The organism is Marinifilum fragile JCM 15579, assembly GCF_001310955.1.
GTDB classification, from domain to species: domain Bacteria; phylum Bacteroidota; class Bacteroidia; order Bacteroidales; family Marinifilaceae; genus Marinifilum; species Marinifilum fragile.
On sequence record NZ_BAZX01000011.1, the window covers coordinates 113,585 to 136,879 of the forward strand.

Genomic DNA, 23,295 nt, shown 5'->3' on the forward strand with positions numbered 1-23,295 from the left:
CGGGTGTGGTAGGAGTTTGTTTAACACGTAATAAATAAAAAAATGAAGCAACCGTTAGCATATGTACATCCTGAGGCAAAAATCGCTGATAATGTAGTGATTGAGCCATTCGTAACCATCGATAAGGATGTAGTAATTGAAGAGGGTACAAGAATTGGTTCCAATGCAACCATTTTGGAAGGAACAAGAATTGGTAAAAACTGTAATGTATTTCCTGGAGCAGTAATTGGTGCTGTACCACAGGATTTAAAATTCCGTGGTGAAAAAACTACAGTTGAAATTGGAAACAACACAACCATTCGCGAGTGTGTTACCATAAACCGTGGTACTGCGGCAAAAGGCAGAACCATTGTTGGTGATAACTGTTTGTTGATGGCTTACGTACACATTGCACACGATAGTATTGTGGGTAACAACTGTATTATTGGTAATGCTACTCAGATTGCAGGTGAGGTTGTAATCGACGATTTTGCAATTTTAAGTGGTTTGGTGGCTGTTCACCAGTTCGTACACATTGGTTCTCACGTTATGGTATCGGGTGGATCATTGGTTCGTAAAGATATTCCTCCATATGTGAAAGCTGGTCGTGAACCGGTTTCTTATGTTGGTGTAAACTCAATCGGATTACGTCGCCGTGAGTTTGGTAACGAAAAAATCCGCGAAATTCAGGATGTTTACCGTTACTTGTACCAAAAAGGTATGAACAACTTTACAGCATTGGAAGCTATCGAAGCTGAAATGCCTGCTTCACCAGAGCGTGATGAGATTATTCTGTTTGTGAAGAACTCGAAGCGTGGTATCATGAGAGGATACTTCCCTGAGTAAATCATCAAATAGCTAGGATATATAAAAAAGTGAGATCTTCCTTTGAGGATCTCACTTTTTTTTGTTTCTGAAGATGTGTAACCGATTTATTTCATGGGGCGTCTTAAAATGAAAAATCAGATAAACAGAATGAGAAAAGTTTTAATTCTAGCATTGCTATTGACTGTATGTTCTAATGCCTTTTGTGATAAGAATACCATAATTCAGAAAGGAAAGTTAAAATATGATTTTTCTTTTGCAGAGTTGGCAATCCAATATCTCGAAACAGGCGACACATGTATTTTGTCCAAAATATCTCGTTTAGAGGCTGTCGAACATATTATGAATCATGCCAAGAAATTCAATTATAATGTCCCTAAATCTTCGAATAGAAAATTGGTTGAATACTTACTTCACCCTTTAGAAAAAGAAAAATTAAATCTGGATCGGTTTAAAAGAAATCTAAAAATTGCAAAAGAACAGGTATTACAGGATGATTTCATTCATGAGCGATGTAAAGAATTTTTGCCGGATGAATTCCAATTTACGGGAAGCTTATTTTTTACTTACGGTTACGATTTGGGAGTTGTATTCGGTAAAAATGCTAGTATTAATCTTAATCATTCGCATTACCTAAATCAACCTGGTGAAATTCGATATTACATGTTGCATGAGCTGCATCATGCAGGTTTTTTTGAATGTAGCAATAAACCTATGCCTCATTTAGATTTAAAGAAATATTCAGATGCAGTTGATCTTATCACTTTGGCAACACAATTAGAGGGTGTGGCTACCTATGTGCCACTAAAAGTAAGATTAAAAGAAAATGCCATGAATTCGGATGCTGACTATGTTTGTTTGAATGATTCCTTAATGATGCAGAATTTGGAAAAGGAGTATTTTCAAATCTATTACCATTTTTTTAATCAACCCGGTAAAGATTTTAAAGACAGTGATTGGAAATTGATTGCATCTCTTTCAAATGGGAAGAGATTGTGGTATAGAGTAGGTGCCTTGATGGCTAAAACAATAGATGAAAAATTAGGTAGAAAAGAGTTGGTGAATTTGATAAATGAAGATCCTAAGGCCTTTATCAATTGCTATTTGAGCTTGAAAAATCAATAAATATATGGGAATTGTAACCCCAAGACATTGACTTGGGGCTACATTTATGTGTTATTACTTTTATCTATTTTACTCCTCCTTCAAAGGATTCCACCCCTGAGCCTGCAATGCAATCTCAGTATTATCGCGGGTTACCAAATATATGCCTTTCGATGCTTCGGTAATGTGACCAATCACTTTTACATCTTCAATTTTCTCTACATCATCGAATTTATCCAACGGAACCGTAAACAACAACTCGTAATCTTCACCACCATTTAGCGAGAAAGTACTGTAGTTCATGTTTAGCTCTTCGGCCATTTTATGAGTTTCGTAATCTACAGGAATTTTCTCCTCATAAATCTGGCAACCTACTTTCGATTCCTCACAAATGTGCATCAGTTCTGATGACAATCCATCTGAAATATCAATCATAGACGTTGGAACAATTTGAGCTTCTTTCAATCTTTCGTAGATGTCTTTTCTGGCCTCAGGTTTTAACTGACGTTCCAAAATGTAGTCGTGACCCGATAAATCAGGCTGCATGTTGGGATTGTTTTCGAAAATTGCTTTTTCGCGCTCCAACAATTGCAAGCCAGCATAGGCAGCACCTAAATTTCCGCTTACGCAGATTAGGTCGTTTACCTTAGCACCGCTTCGGTAAGCCAATTCATTTTCTTCAGCCTCGCCAATGGCAGTTACCGAAATACACAAACCAGTTAAAGATGATGTAGTATCACCTCCTACTAAATCGACATTGTAATTTTCGCAGGCCAAACGAATACCATCATAAATTTCTTCAATGGCTTCAACGGTAAAGCGCTTCGAAATGGCAATGGAAACAGTAACCTGCTTTGGGCAAGCGTTCATGGCATACACATCAGAAACATTTACGGCAATACTTTTGTATCCCAAGTGTTTTAAAGGAGTGTACATTAAATCGAAATGGATTCCTTCCACCAATAAATCGGTGGTAACCACTGTCTTTTTGTTCTGATAATCCAGTACTGCAGCGTCGTCGCCAACACCAACTTTTGTACTGCTATTTTTTATCTCGATGCCCTTTGTCAATTGCTTGATTAAACCAAACTCTCCCAATGTTGAGATATCGGTTCCTTGTGCTTTGTTTTCCTGCATGATATTGCCTGTAAGGTAAATTTATTGTGATAGCATGCCGATATATAAATGATAAGCCTAAAGGAATGAAATGGACTTAAGGTTGTATTCATTTAATAATTGGGATGATATGCTGATTTCTAAATTTAGAATTTGCTTGCAAAGGTAGAAAAAATATTAGATCAGACCTGAAAGGTTTCTATGGCTTATCAAGTGCGGTTTAATATTAACAATAATTTTTTGGTCTCAAACCCAAAATTTTTAAGCTGATCGTGGTTTGAACCACGATCGAAGTCAAACTTTTTAAGTGCAAGTGTGGTTCGAGACACACTTGGGGTCAAAATTTTTAACAATGGAGTGGGTAGAGACACGCTTCGTGTTAAAATTTTTAATCGAAACCGTGTCTTTTTTAAGCAGAGAGGTGGTTCGAAGTACGATGTGTCCTGTCTTTTTTAACAGGAAGCCTATTTCAATACAAGATTTAGGTGTTTTGAAGTTGTATTAAATTGTTAATAAATATGAACTTATAGATTTTTGGCTTTTAGAACCAAAAAAAAGCAGAACCAATATGTTTGATTCTGCATTCTAATTTTATACAACTGGAATTATTTCGCTTCTTCTTTTTGACTGTTGTGATTTGGGAAGAATTGTTTCAATTCATTGTACAGTGGCATGGCTTCTTGATCGTGTTCATTGGCAAAATATCTAACTGAGCGATAGTATGCCATGGCATCCATGTAATTGTCGTTGTCCAATAAAATTTTGGTGTCGTTTAACTTCAACCTGATTTGGTCCAGTTTGCGAATCATGGTTTCAATTTGCTCTCTGGCTGCAAAATCTTTTTCAAATTCGTCAGGACTTACAAAGCCAGGGGTATACTTTGGGTTTTCCTGCATGATTATTTTGGCTTTGTTCACCAGAAGTTTGTTGGTTTCGTTAATTGCTCCATATTCCGAACGCTGTTCAGGGGTTAGGCCTGGTGCATTTTTGTTTGCAAGTGTAAGCAATGCATCTAAATGCGTGTTGGTTGCTGTCAATTCTTCTTCAGTAAAAACTACTTGGATAAGGTCGTTGTTTTTCATCTGTTTAAATTTTATTTTTTGGTTAGATGGAACTCTCGATGAATTTAATCATTCTCCCGAAGTGTCGGGGCAAGCTGTGTGTGTATTTTAGAATGCTAAAATTCATGTTCGTTTCATTTTGGATTAATTTAAAATGATTGTTTGATTGTATTTTATCAGTTCCGAAATTAAACAAGCCCACTCTCAACTGTTGAGAGTGGGCTTGTTTGTATTAATTCTTAATAAATTATGCTTAATCCTTTTTACTTTTCAAATAGTAGGAGCATTTTGCTCTGGAATAATCTACAGGAATGCCTAGGTTTCTTAATAAGTTGATAGATCGATATACCGAGCTTTTCGAAATGTTTAACTTGTTGGCAAGTTCCTCAGGAGTTCCAGTTCTTTCTTTTTCGATCAACTCCTTTAAATAGATCATTCTTTTTAGAAAATCTTCGTAGTTCATATCTACAATTGAAGTGTTTTAGTTTTTCTGCACTTTTACCTTGTCGGTTAAACTCAAACCGTCCAATATTTCAATTCTAATTCCATCAGAAAGGCCTGTTTTTACAAGTCTTTTTTGCTTTTTGTAGTTTTCATCAAGAAGTTCTACATAAATGCTGTCGTTTTTAAAAATTAGGTTTCGTTCTTTTATGGTGAGAACACTATCTCGTCTATCAAGAATCATTTCGGCAACAGCTGAAAAACCCGGATAGAGCTGAATGTTATTATCATTTCTAACTCTGGCCTCAATGTCAAATTTCATAACGCCATTATCTTCTTTGGCTTTAGGGGTAATGTGAGTCAATTCTGCCTCTGCCTTTTGGTCTTTAAGTGCGCTTATTTCAATCATGAACTTCATACCCTTTTTCAAATATGAGATGTCAGATTCGTTTACTTTAGCCTTAAAAATCAGACTTTGTAAGTTAGCAATACTTGCTAAATTGCTTCCTTCATTGTAGTTATTGCGCTCGGTAATACTAGCACCTTCTTTTAAAGGAATTTCGAGAACAGTACCCGAAACGGTAGAACGAATAAAATTTGGAATATTTTCCTGATCTTTTGAGTATCCTGTCTTTATGATTTCGAGTTGTTTTTTTGCCGATTTTAGTTCTTCAACACTAATTAAATATGCATCGGCATACTTGTCAAATTCTTGTTCGGCTACTACTCTTTTCTCGTATAGTCTTTTGTATTGCTCGTATTCTTTTTTGCACTTGTTAAAGTTGATTTGGCAAGTGGTAAGTGTTTTCGATGCGGTTTCGATGTTTTGTGGATTTGGCAATACACTAACCTCCGCAATTAAATCACCTCGTTTAATGGTATCGCCCGCTTTTACATGCGTTTTTTTAAGAATTCCTGAAATTTGGGATTTAATTTGAATCTCTTTTTCGGGAACCAAATAACCAGAAATGTACTGTTTTAGCTCTAGATCGGAGAAGCTAGGTTGCTCAGTATTGCTGAAACGATATTTGTTTTTTGTTTGGTGTAACCATACAAAACCTACACAAACAGTTAGGATAATCAAAGTTAATATGAGGCTTTTATTTTTCATGTTCCGATAAGATTAAGAATTTTCTGAGCTTATGGCTTTAATAGGTAATACCGATGCTGCTTTTCTTGCAGGATATAATCCAGCAATGGCTCCTGAAATAACCAGTGTGATGATTGCTCCAATGGCAATGGGAATATTTACATCCAGTCCTTTGAATATCGAATTGCTGTCGGAAATCATATCTCCAATGATCAAATTAATGAGGTTAACAATTACTGTTGCGGCAAGTAGGCCGGTAACTCCCGATATGAATGTGATAATTATTGATTCATTCAAAATCATGTAAAGGATACTTTTGGGGCTTGCACCTATGGCTTTTCGTATACCAATTTCCTGGGTCCTTTCCTTAACAACAACAAGCATGATGTTGCTGACACCTACAATTCCACTTAAAAGCATACAAAAACCAACCAGCCAAAGGAATCCGTTGATGGTTTTAAATAAGCCTTTAATAGATCCTGCACTAGACTGTACGTTGTTTATATAAATGGCATTTTTGTCTTCTACATCAAATTGATAATTTTTCGATAAGTAATTTTTAATCGATTCTTCGAATCTCTTGGCGGAGTTTTCAGCTTTTAAAGAGAGGGCAAAACAATTCATGCTCTTGTCTTTAAAAAAGTGATTTTGAAGTGCACCAAATGGAATGTAAATATGTCTTTTATTATTCGAAAAAAGAGATTTCTCTGCCAGTACGCCAATAATTTGGAACCATACACCATCCATACAGAAATATTTGCCAACAACATCTTCTTTTTCAAATAATCCTTCAGCGATGTCTTTACCTATAATTGCAATATTCCTGTTCTGTTGATCATCTAATGGATTGAAGAATCGGCCTTGCGACTTTGTGTATGTTTTGATTTTGAAGTAACTGCTGTTTATGCCATAGCATTCAAACCTATGATAACTGTTGCTTTTCGAGTTTAATAGTTTTCCATTGTATCTTAACTCAGGAGAGGTGTGTTCTATTTCGGGATACCATTTTTTTAGAACCGATAGATCTTGTTGTTTAAAACGGATAAGTCTGCCAGAATTTTGTCCGGGTTTTGAAATATTGGTTTTACCACCATATATCCAAAAGCTATTTTGAGTGTAGTCCTGGAAAAGAACCATTACTCCTTTTTGGAGTCCATTTCCTGCCCCTACCAACAGAACCAGAATGAAAATTCCCCAGGAAACACCAAATCCAGTTAAAAGATTTCTTTTTTTGTGTTCCTTTAACGAGTGCCAGATTTCCTCTATTTGGTATGCTATGTTGTATAATCTCTTCAATTTGCAGGTAGTAGGTTTGATTCTATATGTAATTCCTTCCAGAATTGACTGTAGAAATTATTGTATTTCATTAGTTCTTCATGTGTTCCATGATTATCTGTTGTTTTGTTTTCTAAGATGTATATGTAGTCTGAAATTCTCTTTATGATATGAATTCTATGTGTAATAATTAATATCGCAACGTCTTGTTTTATTTTTTCGAGTAATGTAAAAATAAATTGTTCGGTAATTCGATCCATTGCAGAAGTGGCTTCGTCTAGTATAATAAATTCAGGTTTTTTATAGAATATTCTGGCAAATGCCAGTAGTTGCTTTTGTCCACCAGATAAGTTGATGCCATCTTCACCTACTTTTGTAGATAATCCCTGAGGTAATACATCAAAGAATTTATCAAAGCCCCACTCTTCACAAAACTTTTTTAACGCTGTTAAGTTTTGATCATTTACATCTTCAAGCAAGATGTTAAAGGCCAGTGTATTATTGAAAATATGTATATTTTGAGGAATATGTCCTATTTGTGATCTCAAACTGGTATTAGAGATCTCATTGATAGGAATATCATTGATGAATACATCCCCGTTTTCTGGGAAGTAGAATTTCTGTAAAATACTGGCTAAAGTACTCTTTCCTGTACCAGATTCTCCGAGAAGGCTTGCGATTTTACCTTTTTGTATCTTCAGGTTGATGTTTTTTAAAAGAAGAGATCTTCCAGGAAATCGAAAGTTAAGATTCTTGATTTGGATATCTGTTAATTTCGAGATCGACTTGTTTGTTTTTTGAGAATTTGTGTTGATGTTAATCATTTCAAATAAACGATCAAAGGCTACTTTAGCTTCTTGTACTTGAATTAGCATTGAAATTATGCTTGTTAAGGCTGGAGAAATTCTGGTGGAAATGCCAATCATCGCAATTAAAGCTCCTAAACTAATGATATCAGTAATTACATGTTGTGCACCTACTCCAATAATACTAGCCATGTATATTGTTCCTAATACTCCTGACAAAAAAGATAAACTGATTGTTAATTTTCCCAGATTAAGGATTTTGTCTTGAAAGTTTGTATAGATCGTGAGGTTTTTATTTTCGAAGTATGTATTGGTGTTGGTGTTTTTTATGGTTTCTATCCCATTTAAACTGTTTATGTAAAAACTTTCGTTATGTGCATAGTGTTCCATTACATTTTTTTGTCCAGAAACAATTCTTTTGTTGAAAATTATAAGAATAGTTGCATAAATAGGAAGAAACAAGAGCGTTAGAATTCCATGTGTGGTGGAATAGAAAAATAGGACTAATATTGAAACCACTAAAATGAGAATCTCAATAATAAAATTACCAGCTACTTTAGAAAGAAAAGCCTGTATTCTGGCACTGTCATTTAGCCTGGCGATCATGTCTCCGGATCTTCTGTTGTCAAAAAAACTTTTTGGTAAATTTAGTAGCTGTTTAAAAAAAGAATTTACCATTCGAATGTTAAAATCATGGCTTTGAATGTATAAAAATTTATTGCGTACTGCATTTAAAAATGTGTGAGAAACAAGTAATAAAGACAGCAAAGCAATTGCAATAATTACTTTCGAAAACTCCTTTGATGGTAAAATGTCATCAATAAGTTTTTGGTTAAAAACAGATACTGCTAAGCTCAAACCAGCAATTAAAACGCCAATAAAGATGGAAACCATTAAGATTTGTGAGTCTTCCTGAATCATGTTCTTGATCCAGTTTCTTTTTTGTTTTGTGGTTTCTTCTTTATGAATGAAAGATTGTTCAGGTTGTAAAGTCAATAGAGCTTTTGATTTCCAAACTTTTAAAAGCTCATTTTGGGTGTAATAACAAACCCCTCTACCTGGATCGCCAATAATAAGTTTATTTTTATGAAACCCATAAAATACAACATAGTGCTCCAGTCCGTTTTCAAGTTCAAGGTGTAAGATTAGAGGGTGCTTTGTATCTTTTAGATTATCAAATTCTGCTTGATAAGCTTTTGCTGATAAGTTGGATTTTTTTGCTGCCTGATATAGGCCTAGCAGAGTTGTTCCTTGCTTACTAGTTCCGCTCCATTCACGCAAAGATTCGAAATTACCAGCACCTCCAAAATATTTGATAACTGATAGCAAACAAGCAATGCCACAATCAGCATAATCTTGCTGTAGTGTAAAAGATTTTTTTGCTTTCTTGACGATCTTCCAATTCACTGAATAATAGATTGAAGGTTAGTGTTTAGTTTGAAATGTCTTTTTTTAAATGCTCTTTTATTTTGAATAAATTGATTAAACCCTTAAATGAATGACATAGTATTCCATTCTTATAGATTAATCCTCGGGGATATTCATTTACATTGTATTTTTCTATCAAAATACTTGAATCAATTTGAGCAAATTTGAAATGCTCTACATCTGCTATGTTATTGTTCTTAATAAATGAGGCTATGCTATCACGATTTTGTGATGATACCCAAATAAAATCAAGATTGTTAGGTACAAATTCTTCCTTTTTAAGCTGTTTGGCTTCGTAGGAACACAAAGAACAAGTGCTGTTAAAGAAACATATTACTGAATTCTCATTTAATTCATAATCTTTAATTGGTTCTATAAACTTGAAATCTTCAAAGTCAATGGTTTCATAATGAAGGGCGATTTCTTTGTTTGTTTTTCTTTTGTCGACAATTACAAACAATAAGGTAACAACAATGAGAATAAAGAGAGTTAGTGGAAGAATATTTTTTAGATGTTTCATTTTAACGTTCTATTATAGGATATGAATTTTTTTTTCTTACAGTTCAGTAAGAAAAACTACAAAAAGAGCATAAACAATAATTGCTGGGACGTAAGAAGAAAATATAATTTTAGTGCTTTGTTTCCATTCAATCTTGTTTAATAGTTTTGTTAAAAGGAGTAGTGCTAAAACAAAAATAATGTCATACAAGCTGAATGTTTTAAGAAATTGAGCTAGAATATGATCGGCATCTCCTAATTTAAAAGTTAAAAAGGTTTTCGAATTAAAAGCCTGCAGAGATTCCATATTGTATGTATTCCAATTAAGTGCAGCCCAGATGATTACAGTGATATATCTTAAGAAATACACGAAATTAGCTAGGATCACTGTTTTAAAAATTTGCTTGGATTTTAATTTGTATCCGGAAAGTAGAGTTCCTCCTAATATAATTAAACTAACAACTGCAATTTTCAAAAGATAAACGATGGAGTTGTAGAGGTAATTATAGATTAAGAAGTTTTTAAGAACGAACTCTGAATCCTTAACTTTCGCAAAAACTATCCCACTGCTTGTATAACGCAGTATAAGAAGTACGGATAAAAATATTAATATGGCATATCTGCATTTTAATTGTTTTAAGAATTGTATCATATTTTTATTGGTTTTGGTTTGTGGCGTTTTCTTTGAACTGACTTTGTAGAGATGTTTTTCTTTCTAAATCGGAAATTACTTTGTCTTCCAAGGGTTCATCCAATAGAATATTATAGTTTGCCCAAAAGTTTTCATCATATTCCATTTTCTGCTCATAAAGATCTATTTCGTTGGGAAGAACATGTTTGGAACGCAAGCGCTTGAATTTTTTTCGATCGGGACTGTAGTTCACAAATGTTAGGCTACTTTCTGTTATTCCAAGACCTTTTGAATTTTTAAGATAATCTGTAATGCTAACATTATAGTAGAAAGCTGGATAGTACTTGTTATCTATCTTCTTGTATTGGTAGGAGCTTTTGAATATAAGGCTAGTTTTACTTTTCATCTCTTCCTCGTATTTCAATATTGCATAATCTTTACTATTAATGTAGAATGTACAGGATATGCCTTGTGTAGATTTAAAAACGTAGATTTGATCATCCAACTTTTGAATAATATGTGATAAGGCAAATTTGAGTTCTTTATCCTTATATCTTTGAGTGAGCGGATTAAATTTAGATGTGTGAAGTCTGTCTTTATAGTATCGGATGGGATTTCCAACTAGAAGGAGGTGTAAGTGGTTAGGAGAAAGGTCAAGCATTTTTTTTAATAGTTTTGAACCCCAATGTTCTTCTGTAAAATTATCGGATTTACGAAATTGTAATAAACTGCATTTGATTTTCGAAAGTGGAGATGTAGTCTTTCCATCTTGAATATTTACAGCTGACTCTATTAGTCTGGTGTGTTTGTTTGTTCTTTTCTGATATTGGATCTCTCTGTAGAAAGCTTCGCATTGATACAATTTATCAGGGTAATTGTTTTTTAAATTTTTAATTACATTCTTAAAAATTTCCTTTTTCTTATCGTCTGGTAAAACAATTACATCTGCTAACAAATATTCATTTCTTACCAGTTTTATGAAGTTGGTATCAGCTGCAAGTTTACTTATAGGAATCAGTTTTTTTTCATACTCAATATGCGATATCATTAGGGTGTCTTTCTCAAAATTAAACTGCCCTTTTAATTCGAAATTTCCGTTAATGTTGGAAACAGTTCCAATGCCTGTTCCTAATATTCCTATGTGAGCATAGGGGATGGTTATTGTATCGTTCGAACAAGATATTTGACCTTTTATGGTTTGAATGTTTTGCATGTATGCATGCTTGCATAGCAATATTAAAACAAGACATATAAAAAGTTTATTACTCATAGAGTTAATGGTTAATGAATTGAGTTTATAGATTTGAATTCTCCTTAAATTGAGTTTTTATCGACTTGTTTTGTTCTAAATCTGAAATTATTTTTGGATCTATAGGTTCGTCTAGTAATATGTTGTAATTAGACCAAAAGTTTTCATCGTATTCCATTTTCAGATCATAAAGTTCAAGATCCTTAATAGCCACGTGTTTTGAACGCAAGCGTTTAAAATTCTTACGGTTGGGATTGTGATTAACAAAACTTAATGAACTTATTGTCATTCTAAGTCCTTTTGAGTCTTTTAAAACGCTTTGGATATTTTCAGATTTAAAAAATGATGGAAAATATTTATCATCAATTTTTGTAAAGTAATACGACTGCTTTTGAATATTTTTTAGTTCATGATCAAATTGTAATATGGCATAATCTGATTTGTTGATGTAAAAGTTAAAACTAAGTTCAGGGCCTAAATCATATTGAAATACATAAATTTCCTGATCTTTCTTTTTGATTAAGCATTTCAAGCTTAAAGTTCCCTTTTTATTTTCAGATGCCCACTGAATTGGATTACAATACAGATCGCCTTTAGATAGTAGTTCTTTGTAGCAACGTGTTGGGTTACCCCTAAGTAAATAATACAGTTGGTTGTAATTTATAAATAACTTGCTCATTAGTATAGAGCCCCAGTGTTCTTGTGTGTAATTTTTTGATTTACGCAGTTGTAATACACTGCACTTTATTTTAGATCTGGGAGAAGTAATCTTGCCATCCTGAATATTTATAGCAGCTTCTATTAGTCGGGTATTTGTTTTAGATTTTAATTCATATTGCACTTCTCTATAGAATGCTTCACATTGATACAGTTTATCTGGATAATTGATTTTTAAGTTTTTAATGACATGTTTAAAAATCTCATTTATTTTTTCATCGGGTAGTACAATAACTTCACCTAATTGATATTCACTTTTTTTAAGTTGGATGTGGATGGTATCAGAAACAAGTTTATTTAAAGGAATCAGTTTTTTTTCATACTCAATATGTGATACCATTAGGGAGTCTTTCTCAAGGTTAAGCTGACCTTTTAATTCGAAGTCTCCGTTAATGTTGGAGATAGTTCCTATACCTTTTCCCCATATTCCTATATGAGCATAGGGAATGGTAGCCGAATCACACAAACATGTAATATTACCTTTTATTATTTGTCTTTTTTGTGAAAAACAGGCTTGGTTTATAATTATTAAAAAAACAAGTAATGATAAGAGTTTTTGAGTCATAAATTTTAATAGATGGTCTATATGGAAAGTTTCTTTGTATGTAACTAGGGCTTATAAAAGCCCTAGTTGTATGGTGTTAACCTTGAATAGGGTGGCCTAATCCATTACATAGTGATATTGCAAACTCCATTCCTTCTGTATCTCGCTGATCTTCATTGTGGTCATAAATCATTTGAATAGTATCACAGTACTCTTTTGCAGGAACGCCACCTTGTAGTTTTTCCATTTGTTCAAAATTCAATTCTTTCATTTTGTCAAAATTTTAAGTGTTAATAATAAAATAACTTTAATTTTGCCCTAATCTCTTCGCATGAGACATTGGACTTGAGTTGTTTCATGTGCACATTTGAATGAACTCGAGAACCAATTTATATAAGCAAACTGTCACTATATGACAGTTTGCTTATTTTTATTAAGTCTATATTTTGTAGATTGAAATTTTGAGAAGTACAGTTTTAATGGTTCTTTTAGAATAATAATTATTAATTATATAGAGGTTATTCTAAATAAACAAAGATTAAAGATGTCAATTTTGTAGTATCAACTTATTTGAAATAATACGTTTGTCTTACTTTTGAATAATCAATGGGTTCACCTATTCTTTTGAGTGTTCTAATCATCCGGTAAACTGTGCTTACAGATGTATTTAGTTTAACTGCTAATTGTTCTGGAGTGCCTGTACTTTCGACTTGAATTAATTCTTTCAAGTACTTTTCTCGGGTAAGTGTGGTTTCGTAAGTCATAAAGATTCCCTATTAAATGGTTTACATATATTAATTCTTGCAAATACGAAAAGGTAACCCTGTTTTTATAATTTATTGATGAACGAAATAAAATTATTTGTCAAATTAAAGTTGTAAAGAACCAAAAGGGTTGACATTTACTATGTAAATTTACTTCTTGTATTTGCTTAAATCACTGAATACTTGAATAGGGTTGATTTTGTCATTAGAGCATATTTTTTATGAGAAGGCTCGAAATTGGATTCAGAATATTTCTATTTCGCAAACGTATCCATTCTCAATTTTTTACGTTTCAGTTAATAAGGACTTGGAAGTATTTTATTGCTTCATATCAGTAAGATATTTAAATACTTTCTTATATTTGCACTTGATTTCAGAAGGGCTTGAGGGGGATAGTTCACATATTCTTATTTGCTTTGCAGAAACTGCAAGTTTTTTTAAGACCTAACAAAGAATAGCTTCGAGGAGAAAATCGAGTTTTACTGATACATAACCAGTGCTAATTCCGCCTAAGCGAATGAAATCGGTCAGGATCTAATATTTTGGTATTATGGCGAAAGAAGAACAAGATAAAATATTGAATGAGGTTACCGAGAGCGAATACAAATATGGCTTTGTAACCGACATTGAGAACGACGACATAGGTAAAGGTCTGAATGAAGATATTATTCGCATGATTTCGGCTAAAAAGAAAGAGCCTAAATTCATGCTTGATTTCAGATTAAAAGCTTATCGTCATTGGAAAACGATGAAAATGCCGGAGTGGGCATATTTAAAAATTCCCGAAATTGATTATCAGGATATCATTTACTATTCTGCTCCTAAGCAAAAAGCAAAATTGGAGAGTATGGATGATGTTGATCCGGAAATTAGAGCTACTTTCGATAAGCTTGGTATTCCTTTGGATGAGCAAAAGATACTTGCTAATGTTGCGGTAGATGTTGTAATGGACTCTTCATCGGTAAAAACAACCTTTAAAGAAGCTTTGGCAGAAAAGGGAATTATTTTCTGTTCTTTTAGCGAGGCAGTTCAAGATCATCCAGACTTGATTCAGGAATATATGGGAACTGTAGTTCCAATTCAGGATAACTTTTTTGCAGCTTTAAACTCGGCTGTATTCTCCGATGGTTCGTTTGTTTACATTCCTAAGGGAGTTCGTTGCCCAATGGAATTGTCAACTTACTTCCGTATCAACGCTGAAAATACTGGTCAGTTCGAGAGAACTTTGATTGTTTGTGAGGAGGAATCATACGTAAGTTACCTTGAAGGATGTACTGCTCCTATGCGTGACGAGAATCAGTTGCATGCTGCTATCGTTGAAATTATTGTGAAAGATAATGCAGAGGTAAAATATTCAACGGTTCAGAACTGGTACCCTGGAGATAAGAATGGTAAAGGTGGGATTTACAATTTTGTAACCAAGCGTGGTATTTGCGAAGGGGTTAACTCGAAGTTGATGTGGGCTCAGGTTGAGACTGGATCAGCAGTAACCTGGAAATATCCTTCTACCATATTAAAAGGGGATGGTTCTTCAAGTGAATTCTATTCAGTTGCGGTAACCAACAATTACCAGCAGGCCGATACAGGAACCAAAATGATTCACATTGGTAACAATACCAAGTCTACCATTATCTCGAAAGGGATCTCGGCAGGTAAGAGCAATAACTCATATCGTGGATTGGTGAAGGTTGTAAAGAATTGTGAAGGTGCTCGTAACTTCTCGCAGTGTGATTCGTTGCTATTGGGTGATAAATGTGGTGCACATACGTTCCCTTATCTTGAGATTGGTAACCCATCAGCAAAGGTGGAGCACGAGGCTACAACATCGAAAATTGGTGAAGACCAGATTTTCTATTGTAACCAGCGTGGTATCAATACCGAAGATGCTATTGGTTTGATCGTAAACGGATATGCAAAAGAGGTAATCAACAAAATGCCAATGGAGTTTGCTGTTGAAGCACAAAAATTGCTTCAAATCAGTTTGGAAGGCTCTGTGGGATAATATATATAGGCTATTTTTTTTTGAATAATTAGCCTTTCTGCCAGTGAATATTTAACTGGTAAATTAATGAAGTAGTAATTGGCCTTTTAGTAGGCAAAAAGCTAAATATAGAAATGTTAAGCATTAAGAATTTACACGTTTCCATCGAAGGAAAAGATATCCTTAAAGGAATTAATCTGGATGTTAAGCCAGGCGAAGTTCACGCAATTATGGGACCTAATGGTGCTGGTAAGAGTACTCTTGCTTCAGTATTGGCAGGTAGAGATTTGTATAATGTTACAGAAGGAGAGGTTATTTTTCAGGGAAAAGACCTTTTAGATATGGAACCAGAAGATCGTGCCAAAGAAGGTATTTTCTTAGGATTCCAATATCCAATCGAAATTCCTGGAGTTTCTACTGTAAACTTTATGAAGACTGCTGTTAACGAGCATCGCAAATACAAAGGATTGGATCCATTGTCGGCTTCTGATTTCCTAAAATTAATGCGTGAGAAGAAAGCATTGGTTGAAATTGACTCGAAATTGACAAATCGTTCGGTTAACGAAGGTTTCTCGGGTGGTGAGAAAAAGAAGAATGAAATCTTCCAAATGGCAATGCTTGAACCAAAATTAGCTGTTTTGGATGAAACCGATTCAGGTTTGGATATCGATGCTTTACGTGTTGTTGCAAATGGTGTGAACAAATTAAAAACTCGCGATAATGCAACAATTGTAATTACTCACTATCAGCGTTTGCTAGATTATATTGTACCTGACGTTGTTCATGTATTGTATAACGGACGTATCGTAAAAACTGCAGGTAAAGAGTTGGCTCTTGAACTGGAAGAAAAAGGATACGACTGGATTAAAGAAGAGAACGGAAAATAGTTGATAGTATAGAGTGTTTATCACTCATTAAATAATTTGTCAGATATGGCCGATATTAATACAATAAATAAGGATTTCGCTGATTTGTTTGATCAAGGAAATGAATTGTTGTTGGAAGGTTCGTCAGATGTTATGAACGAAACTCGCAAGAATGCATTTCAGGATTTTTCTAAATTGGGCATTCCTACTCGTGCCAACGAGAATTACAAGTATACCAACTTGATTCCGGCTTTCGATCATCCATACAATGTAAATCTTAGATATCAGAATGTTGATGTTGATTTGAATGAGATTTTCCAGTGTGATGTACCTGAGTTGGATACCAATTTGGTGTTGTTAACAAATGGTTGGTACTACGGAAACAATAAAGAGTTAACTGAATTGCCAAAAGGAGTGATTGTTTGTGGTGTTCAGGAAGCTGCCGAAAAATATCCGGATATTTTTAATGCACACTATGGCAAATATGCCAAAACCGAAGAAGATGGGGTGGTTGCATTAAATACAGCCTTGGCTAAGGATGGATTCTTTATTTACGTGCCAAAAGGTGTTGTAATTGAAAAACCAATTCAGGTTGTAAACTTGCTTCGTTCGGATCGTGACCTAATGGCTACTCAAAGAAACTTAATTGTAGTTGAAGAAAATGCACAGGCAAAAATTATTGTTTGTGATCATACTTTAACGCATCATAAATATTTAACCAATTCTGTTACAGAGGTAAATGTTGCACGAAATGCAATTTTCGATTTATATACTTTGCAAAATCAGCATTTAAATTCTGTAATTTTGAATTCAACTTTCATTCGTCAGGAATCACACTCAAACGTTTTGTCGAATACCATTTCTCTATATGGAGGAACAATTCGCAACAACCATCATGTATTATTGGATGAGGAGTATTGTGAGAACAATACCTTTGGTATGTACCTGATGGATCGCGATCAGCATGTAGATAACTTTACTTCGATTGATCATGCCAAGCCAAACTGTTTGAGTAACGAGCACTTTAAGGGTGTTATGGATGATCAGGCTTCTGGAGCTTTTGCAGGTAGAATTTTCGTTAGAGAGATGCTCAGCAAACTCAGGCTTACCAGTCGAACAACAACTTGTTGCTTTCAAACGATGCTGTGATCAACACCAAACCACAATTGGTAATTGATGCTGATGATGTGAAATGTAGTCACGGAGCAACAGTGGGACAGATGGATGAGGATGCATTGTTCTACTTGCGTGCTAGAGGTATCGATGAGAAAGAAGCTCGTCAGATGCTGATGTTTGCTTTTGCTCACGAAATTATCGAGAAAATCAGAGTTGAGCCTTTGAAAGAAAGAATTGACGAATTGGTTGACAAAAGATTACGTGGCGAAATCTCAAAATGTAATACTTGTGCAATAGCTTGCAATCACTAAAATTGATAATGATATTGTAAAGGCGTAGCATTGCTACGTCTCTACCATATAATAATATACAATGACGCTGGACATAAATAAAATACGTAAAGATTTTCCAATACTTCAGGAAAAAGTACATGGTAAAGATCTTGTGTACTTCGATAATGCAGCAACCACACAAAAGCCTACACAGGTGATTGATGAAATGGTGAAGTATTATTATAAGTACAATTCTAATATTCATCGTGGAGTACATTACCTAAGTAATAAATCCACCGATGGAAATGAGAATGCAAGAAAGATTGTACAGAATTTTATTAATGCGGAACATCTTCACGAAATCATTTTTACCAGAGGAACAACTGAATCTGTAAATCTAGTTGCCAATTCTTTTGCTGAAAGATATATTGGCGAAGGCGATGAGGTGATCGTTTCTGAATTGGAACATCATTCAAACATTGTTCCTTGGCAATTGGTTTGTGAAAAGAAAAAAGCAGTTCTAAAAGTGCTTCCTTTTAATGATAAGGGAGAACTTTTGTTGGATGAGTTGGATGAGTTGATTACTGATAGAACAAAGATTGTGGCAGTAAATCATATTTCAAATTCATTGGGAACCATTAATCCAATCCAGAAAATTATCGATATCGCACATGCGAGAGGAGTTAAGGTTTTGGTGGATGCAGCTCAGTCGGTACAGCATTTGAAAATTGATGTTCAGGAGTGGGATGTTGATTTCTTGGTTTTCTCTGGTCATAAATTGTATGGTCCAACCGGTATTGGTGTTTTATACGGTAAGGAAGATTTGCTAAACGAGATGCCTCCATGGCAAGGTGGTGGTGAAATGATTAAGGAAGTTCGATTTTCAGGAACCACTTACAATGAATTGCCATTTAAGTTTGAAGCGGGAACTCCCAATTATATTGATGCAATTGGTTTAGGAGCTGCTATTGAGTATGTAGAAAATATTGGTCTTGAAAATATTGATGCTTACGAGCAAGAGCTTTTGGCCTATGCCACCGAAAAGTTATCAAGTATTGATGGCCTTAAGATATATGGAACTGCCGAACACAAAACATCTGTGATTTCTTTCCTGGTTGATGGAATTCACTTCTATGATATGGGAATGCTATTGGATCAGATGGGAATTGCGGTTCGAACAGGAACCCATTGTACCGAACCGATAATGCAACATTTTGGTATCGACGGAACCGTTCGTGCTTCGTTTTCCTTCTACAATACAAAGGAAGAAATCGACGCCCTTTATAATGGTATCCTAAAAGTTTGCAAAATGTTTGTACATTAGTGCCATCAAAATCAAAAGAGATATAAGTAACAACTCTTTGTTTAAGTATTATTAGAGAGATGACAATAAACGAGATTCAGGAAGAAATTATTGAAGAATTTGCAGGATTCGAAGATTGGATGGACAAATATGCATATCTAATCGAGTTGGGAACCGATTTGCAGGGATTAGATGAAAAGCATCAAACGGATCAGAACCTTATTAAAGGTTGTCAATCGAAAGTTTGGTTCAATGCAAGTTTGGAAGACGGTAAAGTGAAACTTGAAGCAGATAGTGATGCTATTATTGTAAAAGGTATTGCTGCTTTGTTAATTCGTGTATTCAATAACCAAACTCCTGAAGATATCATGAATGCTGATTTGAACTTTATTGATGAAATTGGTTTGAAACAGCATCTTTCACCAACCAGATCGAATGGTTTGGTATCGATGGTGAAGCAAATTAAGATGTACGGAATTGCTTTCAATCATGTAAAATAATATACAAGATGGGAAAAAAGGAAACAGAAGGAATAATAGTAGAGGTCTTAAAGACCATTTACGATCCGGAGATCCCAGTAAATATTTATGATCTGGGATTAATTTATGAGATCGATTTCTATGAAGAAGACGAGGTGAAAGTGTTGATGACTCTTACTGCTCCTAATTGTCCGATGGCTGATCAGATTTTGGAAGAGGTAAATGATAAAATTAAAGCCTTGCCAATGATCGAAGATGTTACTGTTGTTCTTACATTCGATCCACCATGGGATAAAGATATGATGACTGAAGAAGCAAAACTCGAACTGGGTTTTCTTTAAAATATTTTCAAAGGGCTGTTTAGCCCTTTTTTTGTACCTATGTAATCTAGAAGACATGTAAAGACGTAGCATCCTACGTCTCTACCTATTGGAAGATACAATGAATCTTACTTTATCTGCAAAATCAAACCTGATAAAATCCAAGGCAAAAGAACTTGGGTTGGATTTGTGTGGGATTGTTAAGGCAGATTTTTTGGAGGATGAAAGAGAAAATTTTCTTTCATGGTTGGATAAAGGCTATCATGGTGAAATGGGATACATGGCCAACAATATCGAGAAGCGTTTGGATCCTCGATTGTTGGTTGAAAATACAAAGTCTATTGTTGTTGTTGGTTTAAATTATTTCCCCAAAGAGCAACAAAATGATCCGGAAGCTCCGGTAATTGCAAAATATGCATACGGTAAAGATTATCATTTTGTCCTAAAAGACAGATTGAATCAGTTATTGGAATACATTAATACAGAAATTGGTGAGGTTTCTGGACGTGCATTTGTTGATTCGGCTCCAGTTTTAGAACATGCATGGGCAAAAAGAGCTGGTTTAGGCTGGATAGGAAAAAATTCATTACTCATTAATCGAAAAATTGGTTCCTTTCTTTTCTTGGGTGAATTGTTTTTGGATATGGAGTTGGAATATGAAAATCCCACTTACGCTGATTTTTGTGGAGGGTGCAATAGATGCGTTCGATCTTGTCCAACCGGAGCAATCACAGAGCCATATGTTGTGAATGGAAGCAAATGTATTTCGTATTATACCATCGAATTAAAAGGAGAAATTCCTGAAGAAGAAAAAGGAAAATTCCAAAATAGAGTGTTTGGATGCGATATTTGTCAGGATGTTTGTCCTTGGAATAGAATGGCAAAATCTCATAAGGTTCCAGAGTTTGATCCAAATCCTGATCTGCTAAACATGTCAAAAGAGAATTGGCAGCACATGGATGCTCATAAATTCGGAGAAATATTTCGTAATTCAGCTGTCAAAAGAACAAAATTTAAAGGGATAAAGAGAAATCTGGATTTTTTAGATCTGTAAACAACTTATAATAATACTTCTCTCTTTTCTTGGACCATCAAATTCGCAAAAGAAAATGTTTTGCCAGGTTGATAATCCCATTTTACCATTAATAATAGGAATGCATTCGCTTGGACCAACTATTCCGGCTTTCAAATGTGAATCACCATTCTTATCCTGGGCATCATGTTCCAATACGCCCGAAGGAATCAAATTTTTTAGTAGAGTGACCACATCATTTTGTACCGATTCATCCCAGTTTTCCTGAACCATGATGGCAGCAGTAGCTCCCTGTGCATATACATTTACAATGCCTGATTGAATACCACTTTCTTCTACTATTTTTTCTGTTTGTGAAGTAATGTCATACAGGCCATTGTGCTTATCTGTTCGAATTATAATTTGTTTTTGCATTTTCTTTCTATTTTTATGTGTCAATTTAATTTATTCCTCAATGCAGCACAATATTTTTCATTTTCTGGCTCACGATAATATTCAACTTTTTGCACAGGAATTCCTCCCCGATGAGGATATAAAAGCAATACTTGTTTTGGTACATGGTATTGGTGAGCATAGTTCCAGGTATTTATATTGGGCGGAAAGATTTGTGATTGAGGGGTTTATATTGTTAGCCTTTGATCAGCGAGGTCATGGATTATCTGAAGGGAAAAGAGGTGTAATTTCTTCCTATGATGATTTCATGAATGATATTGATTTGGTTTTGCATAAAGCGGAAGAGAAATATCCGAACTTACCTATTGTATTGTATGGGCATAGCATGGGAGGAGGAGAGGTGTTGAACCATCTACTAAAAAGAAATAACAAATATATTGGTGTTATTTCCACTTCACCTTGGATTATTTCGCAGGGTTCTCCACCAAAAATGGTGATTCCATTGCTGAGATTTTTGAATCGCTTGATTCCGAAATTCAGTATTAAAACAAAATTTGATTCAAGTTTACTGTCCCACAATCCAGAGGTTTGTCGCAAATATGATGAGGATGAGTTTGTTCATCACTGGGTATCCTTTCGTTTGTTTGTTGAAGCTTACGATGCAGGTTACTTTGTATACAATTCTGAAGAAAAAATTAAAAAACCCTTGTTGTTGATGCATGGCGATGAGGATGGAATTACAGATTCTGCTGCTAGTAAATATTTTGCAAATAAGAATCAGGAAAACTGTACCTTTAAATTGTGGAACAAAGCTTATCATGAATTGCACAATGAGCCTTTTAATAATGAAGTTTTCGAATACATTTGCGATTGGATATATAAATTACTGAAGAAATAAAGATATCATGGATCAGTTCAGAACAATTGTCGAAATACCTGAATCAGATTTTAAAATTTCTTATCATTCTAAGATTTTAATGTTGGGTTCTTGTTTTGTTGAAAATGTTGGAAAATTATTGGTTCAAAATAAATTCAACACAACTGTAAATCCATTTGGAGTAATTTATAACCCAATTAGTGTAGGTAATAGTATTCAGTTGTTAATCGATAATAAGGAATTTATCGAAGATGATCTGAATTTTGCGAATGATTTATACTTTAGCTATTCTCACCATGGAAGTTTTTCATCAACATCTTCCGAAGAATGTTTGAAAAGTATTAATACTGCCATGCAATCTGCTTCATTAGATTTGGCTACTGCCGATATTCTATTCATTACATTTGGCACATCCTGTTTATGAACTCATAGATTCGGGTAAAATTGTATCCAATTGCCATAAACAGCCTGCAAAATCATTTAATCGATATCGTTTGGATGTAGATGAAATCGTTCGATTTTATAAAGATTTGATTCTATCCTTATCTCTTTTTAATCCGCATTTAAAAATTGTTTTTACCGTAAGTCCAATTCGACACTGGAAAGATGGCGCTCATGGAAATCAATTAAGCAAGTCAACTCTACTATTGGCGGCAGATCAGTTGGTGCAATTGTTTGATCATGTTAGTTATTTTCCTTCTTACGAGATTGTGATGGACGAATTAAGAGATTATAGATTTTATCATGAAGACATGATTCATATGAATTCTGCTTCGACAAATTATATTTGGTCACGATTTTCTGATGTTTTCATGGATAAAACAACTATGGATTATATGAAGAAAATTAGAAAAATGATTTCTGCGGCGGAACATCGTCCTTTTAATCCAGATTCTGAATCGCATCAAAAGTTTATTCATAAAACCATTTCTGGGATGGAAATCTTAGAGAAACAATTGCCAAATCTGTCCTTTGATATAGAAAGAAAGGTGATGCGAAAAAATCTTCAAGATTAAGTTGGACTTTTTCATGTAATTTTTGTAATTTGTTTTTCCCTTTCCATATGAAAAAAATAGCTACTGATTTTCAGGCAGCTATTTATTTTTGCGAAAAAACTTAAAGTTTTC

Annotated in this window: 23 protein-coding genes and 1 pseudogene; 12 read left to right on the top strand and 12 right to left on the bottom strand. The window is 34.3% G+C overall.

Annotation, left to right across the window (positions count from 1 at the left end):
- Positions 1-42: 42 nt before the first annotated feature.
- Together lpxA and JCM15579_RS10290 are read left to right on the top strand one after the other, a co-directional pair.
- Entirely contained in the window at positions 43-825 is a 783-nt protein-coding gene (gene lpxA / locus JCM15579_RS10285) for an acyl-ACP--UDP-N-acetylglucosamine O-acyltransferase (protein ID WP_054719578.1), read from the top strand.
- Between the two features lie 129 nt (positions 826-954).
- Positions 955-1,929 carry a DUF5700 domain-containing putative Zn-dependent protease gene (locus tag JCM15579_RS10290; protein WP_054719580.1) on the top strand — a complete coding sequence of 325 codons (975 nt, stop codon included), beginning with the start codon at positions 955-957 and terminating at the stop codon, positions 1,927-1,929.
- A gap of 69 nt (positions 1,930-1,998) precedes the next feature.
- Here the strand turns inward: JCM15579_RS10290 and thiL are convergent, their stop codons facing one another.
- The 11 genes from thiL to JCM15579_RS22300 all read right to left on the bottom strand — a co-directional run bounded on the left by thiL (position 1,999) and on the right by JCM15579_RS22300 (position 13,528).
- Complete coding sequence (thiL, locus tag JCM15579_RS10295; RefSeq protein WP_054719585.1) at positions 1,999-3,045, bottom strand: thiamine-phosphate kinase; 1,047 nt, start codon at positions 3,043-3,045, stop codon at positions 1,999-2,001.
- A gap of 584 nt (positions 3,046-3,629) precedes the next feature.
- Entirely contained in the window at positions 3,630-4,106 is a 477-nt protein-coding gene (locus JCM15579_RS10300; RefSeq protein WP_054719587.1) for a hypothetical protein, read from the bottom strand.
- A 232-nt stretch (positions 4,107-4,338) separates the two neighbouring features.
- Entirely contained in the window at positions 4,339-4,548 is a 210-nt protein-coding gene (locus JCM15579_RS10305; RefSeq protein WP_054719590.1) for an HTH domain-containing protein, read from the bottom strand.
- 18 nt (positions 4,549-4,566) lie between these two features.
- Positions 4,567-5,637 (bottom strand): efflux RND transporter periplasmic adaptor subunit, encoded by a 1,071-nt coding sequence (locus JCM15579_RS10310; protein ID WP_054719593.1) that lies wholly within the window; start codon positions 5,635-5,637, stop codon positions 4,567-4,569.
- A gap of 12 nt (positions 5,638-5,649) precedes the next feature.
- Positions 5,650-6,912: an ABC transporter permease gene (locus JCM15579_RS10315; RefSeq protein ID WP_054719596.1), complete on the bottom strand. Its 1,263-nt coding sequence runs from the start codon at positions 6,910-6,912 to the stop codon at positions 5,650-5,652.
- Positions 6,909-9,104, bottom strand: coding sequence for a peptidase domain-containing ABC transporter (locus tag JCM15579_RS10320; protein ID WP_054719599.1), 2,196 nt, complete (start codon positions 9,102-9,104; stop codon positions 6,909-6,911). The genes JCM15579_RS10315 and JCM15579_RS10320 overlap by 4 nt, the downstream gene beginning before the upstream one ends.
- A gap of 25 nt (positions 9,105-9,129) precedes the next feature.
- Complete coding sequence (locus JCM15579_RS10325; protein WP_054719602.1) at positions 9,130-9,645, bottom strand: peroxiredoxin family protein; 516 nt, start codon at positions 9,643-9,645, stop codon at positions 9,130-9,132.
- Positions 9,646-10,279: 634 nt separating this feature from the next.
- Complete coding sequence (locus JCM15579_RS10335) at positions 10,280-11,524, bottom strand: carboxypeptidase-like regulatory domain-containing protein (RefSeq protein ID WP_083464631.1); 1,245 nt, start codon at positions 11,522-11,524, stop codon at positions 10,280-10,282.
- A gap of 25 nt (positions 11,525-11,549) precedes the next feature.
- Complete coding sequence (locus JCM15579_RS10340; RefSeq protein WP_054719610.1) at positions 11,550-12,785, bottom strand: carboxypeptidase-like regulatory domain-containing protein; 1,236 nt, start codon at positions 12,783-12,785, stop codon at positions 11,550-11,552.
- Positions 12,786-12,861: 76 nt separating this feature from the next.
- Complete coding sequence (locus JCM15579_RS20215) at positions 12,862-13,035, bottom strand: hypothetical protein (protein WP_157471432.1); 174 nt, start codon at positions 13,033-13,035, stop codon at positions 12,862-12,864.
- Between the two features lie 295 nt (positions 13,036-13,330).
- On the bottom strand, positions 13,331-13,528 hold the full coding sequence (locus JCM15579_RS22300; RefSeq protein WP_054719612.1) for an HTH domain-containing protein: 198 nt from the start codon (positions 13,526-13,528) through the stop codon (positions 13,331-13,333).
- Between the two features lie 550 nt (positions 13,529-14,078).
- Here JCM15579_RS22300 and sufB point away from each other — a divergent pair.
- The 7 genes and pseudogenes from sufB to queG all read left to right on the top strand — a co-directional run bounded on the left by sufB (position 14,079) and on the right by queG (position 20,919).
- The gene (gene sufB, locus JCM15579_RS10350) at positions 14,079-15,530 is read left to right on the top strand and encodes a Fe-S cluster assembly protein SufB (RefSeq protein WP_054719614.1); all 1,452 of its coding nucleotides are present in this window, start codon (positions 14,079-14,081) and stop codon (positions 15,528-15,530) included.
- Between the two features lie 113 nt (positions 15,531-15,643).
- Positions 15,644-16,396 (top strand): Fe-S cluster assembly ATPase SufC, encoded by a 753-nt coding sequence (sufC, locus tag JCM15579_RS10355; protein WP_054719616.1) that lies wholly within the window; start codon positions 15,644-15,646, stop codon positions 16,394-16,396.
- A 45-nt stretch (positions 16,397-16,441) separates the two neighbouring features.
- Positions 16,442-17,802, top strand: a pseudogene (gene sufD / locus JCM15579_RS10360) (Fe-S cluster assembly protein SufD).
- 61 nt (positions 17,803-17,863) lie between these two features.
- Positions 17,864-19,087, top strand: a complete 1,224-nt coding sequence (locus JCM15579_RS10365) for a cysteine desulfurase (protein ID WP_083464632.1) — start codon at positions 17,864-17,866, stop codon at positions 19,085-19,087.
- 59 nt (positions 19,088-19,146) lie between these two features.
- Entirely contained in the window at positions 19,147-19,566 is a 420-nt protein-coding gene (locus JCM15579_RS10370; protein WP_054719618.1) for a SufE family protein, read from the top strand.
- A gap of 8 nt (positions 19,567-19,574) precedes the next feature.
- Positions 19,575-19,886, top strand: coding sequence for an iron-sulfur cluster assembly protein (locus JCM15579_RS10375; RefSeq protein ID WP_054719620.1), 312 nt, complete (start codon positions 19,575-19,577; stop codon positions 19,884-19,886).
- A 100-nt stretch (positions 19,887-19,986) separates the two neighbouring features.
- A complete protein-coding gene (queG, locus tag JCM15579_RS10380) occupies positions 19,987-20,919 on the top strand; it encodes a tRNA epoxyqueuosine(34) reductase QueG (RefSeq protein ID WP_054719644.1) in 933 nt (310 codons plus the stop codon).
- Here the strand turns inward: queG and JCM15579_RS10385 are convergent.
- Positions 20,908-21,312, bottom strand: coding sequence for a secondary thiamine-phosphate synthase enzyme YjbQ (locus tag JCM15579_RS10385; RefSeq protein ID WP_054719621.1), 405 nt, complete (start codon positions 21,310-21,312; stop codon positions 20,908-20,910). The genes queG and JCM15579_RS10385 overlap by 12 nt on opposite strands.
- Before the next feature lie 40 nt (positions 21,313-21,352).
- Between JCM15579_RS10385 and JCM15579_RS10390 the strand changes: the two genes are divergently transcribed.
- The 3 genes from JCM15579_RS10390 to JCM15579_RS10400 are packed head-to-tail and all read left to right on the top strand — an operon-like array spanning position 21,353 to position 23,184.
- Positions 21,353-22,189, top strand: a complete 837-nt coding sequence (locus tag JCM15579_RS10390) for an alpha/beta hydrolase (RefSeq protein ID WP_054719623.1) — start codon at positions 21,353-21,355, stop codon at positions 22,187-22,189.
- Positions 22,190-22,196: 7 nt separating this feature from the next.
- Positions 22,197-22,592, top strand: coding sequence for a GSCFA domain-containing protein (locus tag JCM15579_RS10395; RefSeq protein ID WP_054719625.1), 396 nt, complete (start codon positions 22,197-22,199; stop codon positions 22,590-22,592).
- Entirely contained in the window at positions 22,573-23,184 is a 612-nt protein-coding gene (locus JCM15579_RS10400) for a GSCFA domain-containing protein (RefSeq protein WP_054719627.1), read from the top strand. The genes JCM15579_RS10395 and JCM15579_RS10400 overlap by 20 nt, the downstream gene beginning before the upstream one ends.
- Positions 23,185-23,295 lie beyond the last annotated feature (111 nt).

Excerpts from the sequence above, each read along its gene's own strand:
- JCM15579_RS20215 (WP_157471432.1), bottom strand. The coding sequence starts at position 13,035 with ATGAAAGAATTGAATTTTGAACAAATGGAAAAACTACAAGGTGGCGTT.
- JCM15579_RS10335 (WP_083464631.1), bottom strand. The coding sequence starts at position 11,524 with ATGAGTAATAAACTTTTTATATGTCTTGTTTTAATATTGCTATGCAAG.
- JCM15579_RS10375 (WP_054719620.1), top strand. The coding sequence starts at position 19,575 with ATGGGAAAAAAGGAAACAGAAGGAATAATAGTAGAGGTCTTAAAGACC.
- JCM15579_RS10365 (WP_083464632.1), top strand. The coding sequence starts at position 17,864 with ATGACGCTGGACATAAATAAAATACGTAAAGATTTTCCAATACTTCAG.
- JCM15579_RS10390 (WP_054719623.1), top strand. The coding sequence starts at position 21,353 with ATGCAGCACAATATTTTTCATTTTCTGGCTCACGATAATATTCAACTT.
- lpxA (WP_054719578.1), top strand. The coding sequence starts at position 43 with ATGAAGCAACCGTTAGCATATGTACATCCTGAGGCAAAAATCGCTGAT.
- JCM15579_RS10395 (WP_054719625.1), top strand. The coding sequence starts at position 22,197 with ATGGATCAGTTCAGAACAATTGTCGAAATACCTGAATCAGATTTTAAA.
- JCM15579_RS10290 (WP_054719580.1), top strand. The coding sequence starts at position 955 with ATGAGAAAAGTTTTAATTCTAGCATTGCTATTGACTGTATGTTCTAAT.
- JCM15579_RS10305 (WP_054719590.1), bottom strand. The coding sequence starts at position 4,548 with ATGAACTACGAAGATTTTCTAAAAAGAATGATCTATTTAAAGGAGTTG.
- JCM15579_RS10340 (WP_054719610.1), bottom strand. The coding sequence starts at position 12,785 with ATGACTCAAAAACTCTTATCATTACTTGTTTTTTTAATAATTATAAAC.
- sufC (WP_054719616.1), top strand. The coding sequence starts at position 15,644 with ATGTTAAGCATTAAGAATTTACACGTTTCCATCGAAGGAAAAGATATC.
- JCM15579_RS10325 (WP_054719602.1), bottom strand. The coding sequence starts at position 9,645 with ATGAAACATCTAAAAAATATTCTTCCACTAACTCTCTTTATTCTCATT.
- sufB (WP_054719614.1), top strand. The coding sequence starts at position 14,079 with ATGGCGAAAGAAGAACAAGATAAAATATTGAATGAGGTTACCGAGAGC.
- JCM15579_RS10385 (WP_054719621.1), bottom strand. The coding sequence starts at position 21,312 with ATGCAAAAACAAATTATAATTCGAACAGATAAGCACAATGGCCTGTAT.
- JCM15579_RS10370 (WP_054719618.1), top strand. The coding sequence starts at position 19,147 with ATGACAATAAACGAGATTCAGGAAGAAATTATTGAAGAATTTGCAGGA.
- queG (WP_054719644.1), top strand. The coding sequence starts at position 19,987 with ATGAATCTTACTTTATCTGCAAAATCAAACCTGATAAAATCCAAGGCA.
- JCM15579_RS10300 (WP_054719587.1), bottom strand. The coding sequence starts at position 4,106 with ATGAAAAACAACGACCTTATCCAAGTAGTTTTTACTGAAGAAGAATTG.
- JCM15579_RS10310 (WP_054719593.1), bottom strand. The coding sequence starts at position 5,637 with ATGAAAAATAAAAGCCTCATATTAACTTTGATTATCCTAACTGTTTGT.
- JCM15579_RS22300 (WP_054719612.1), bottom strand. The coding sequence starts at position 13,528 with ATGACTTACGAAACCACACTTACCCGAGAAAAGTACTTGAAAGAATTA.
- thiL (WP_054719585.1), bottom strand. The coding sequence starts at position 3,045 with ATGCAGGAAAACAAAGCACAAGGAACCGATATCTCAACATTGGGAGAG.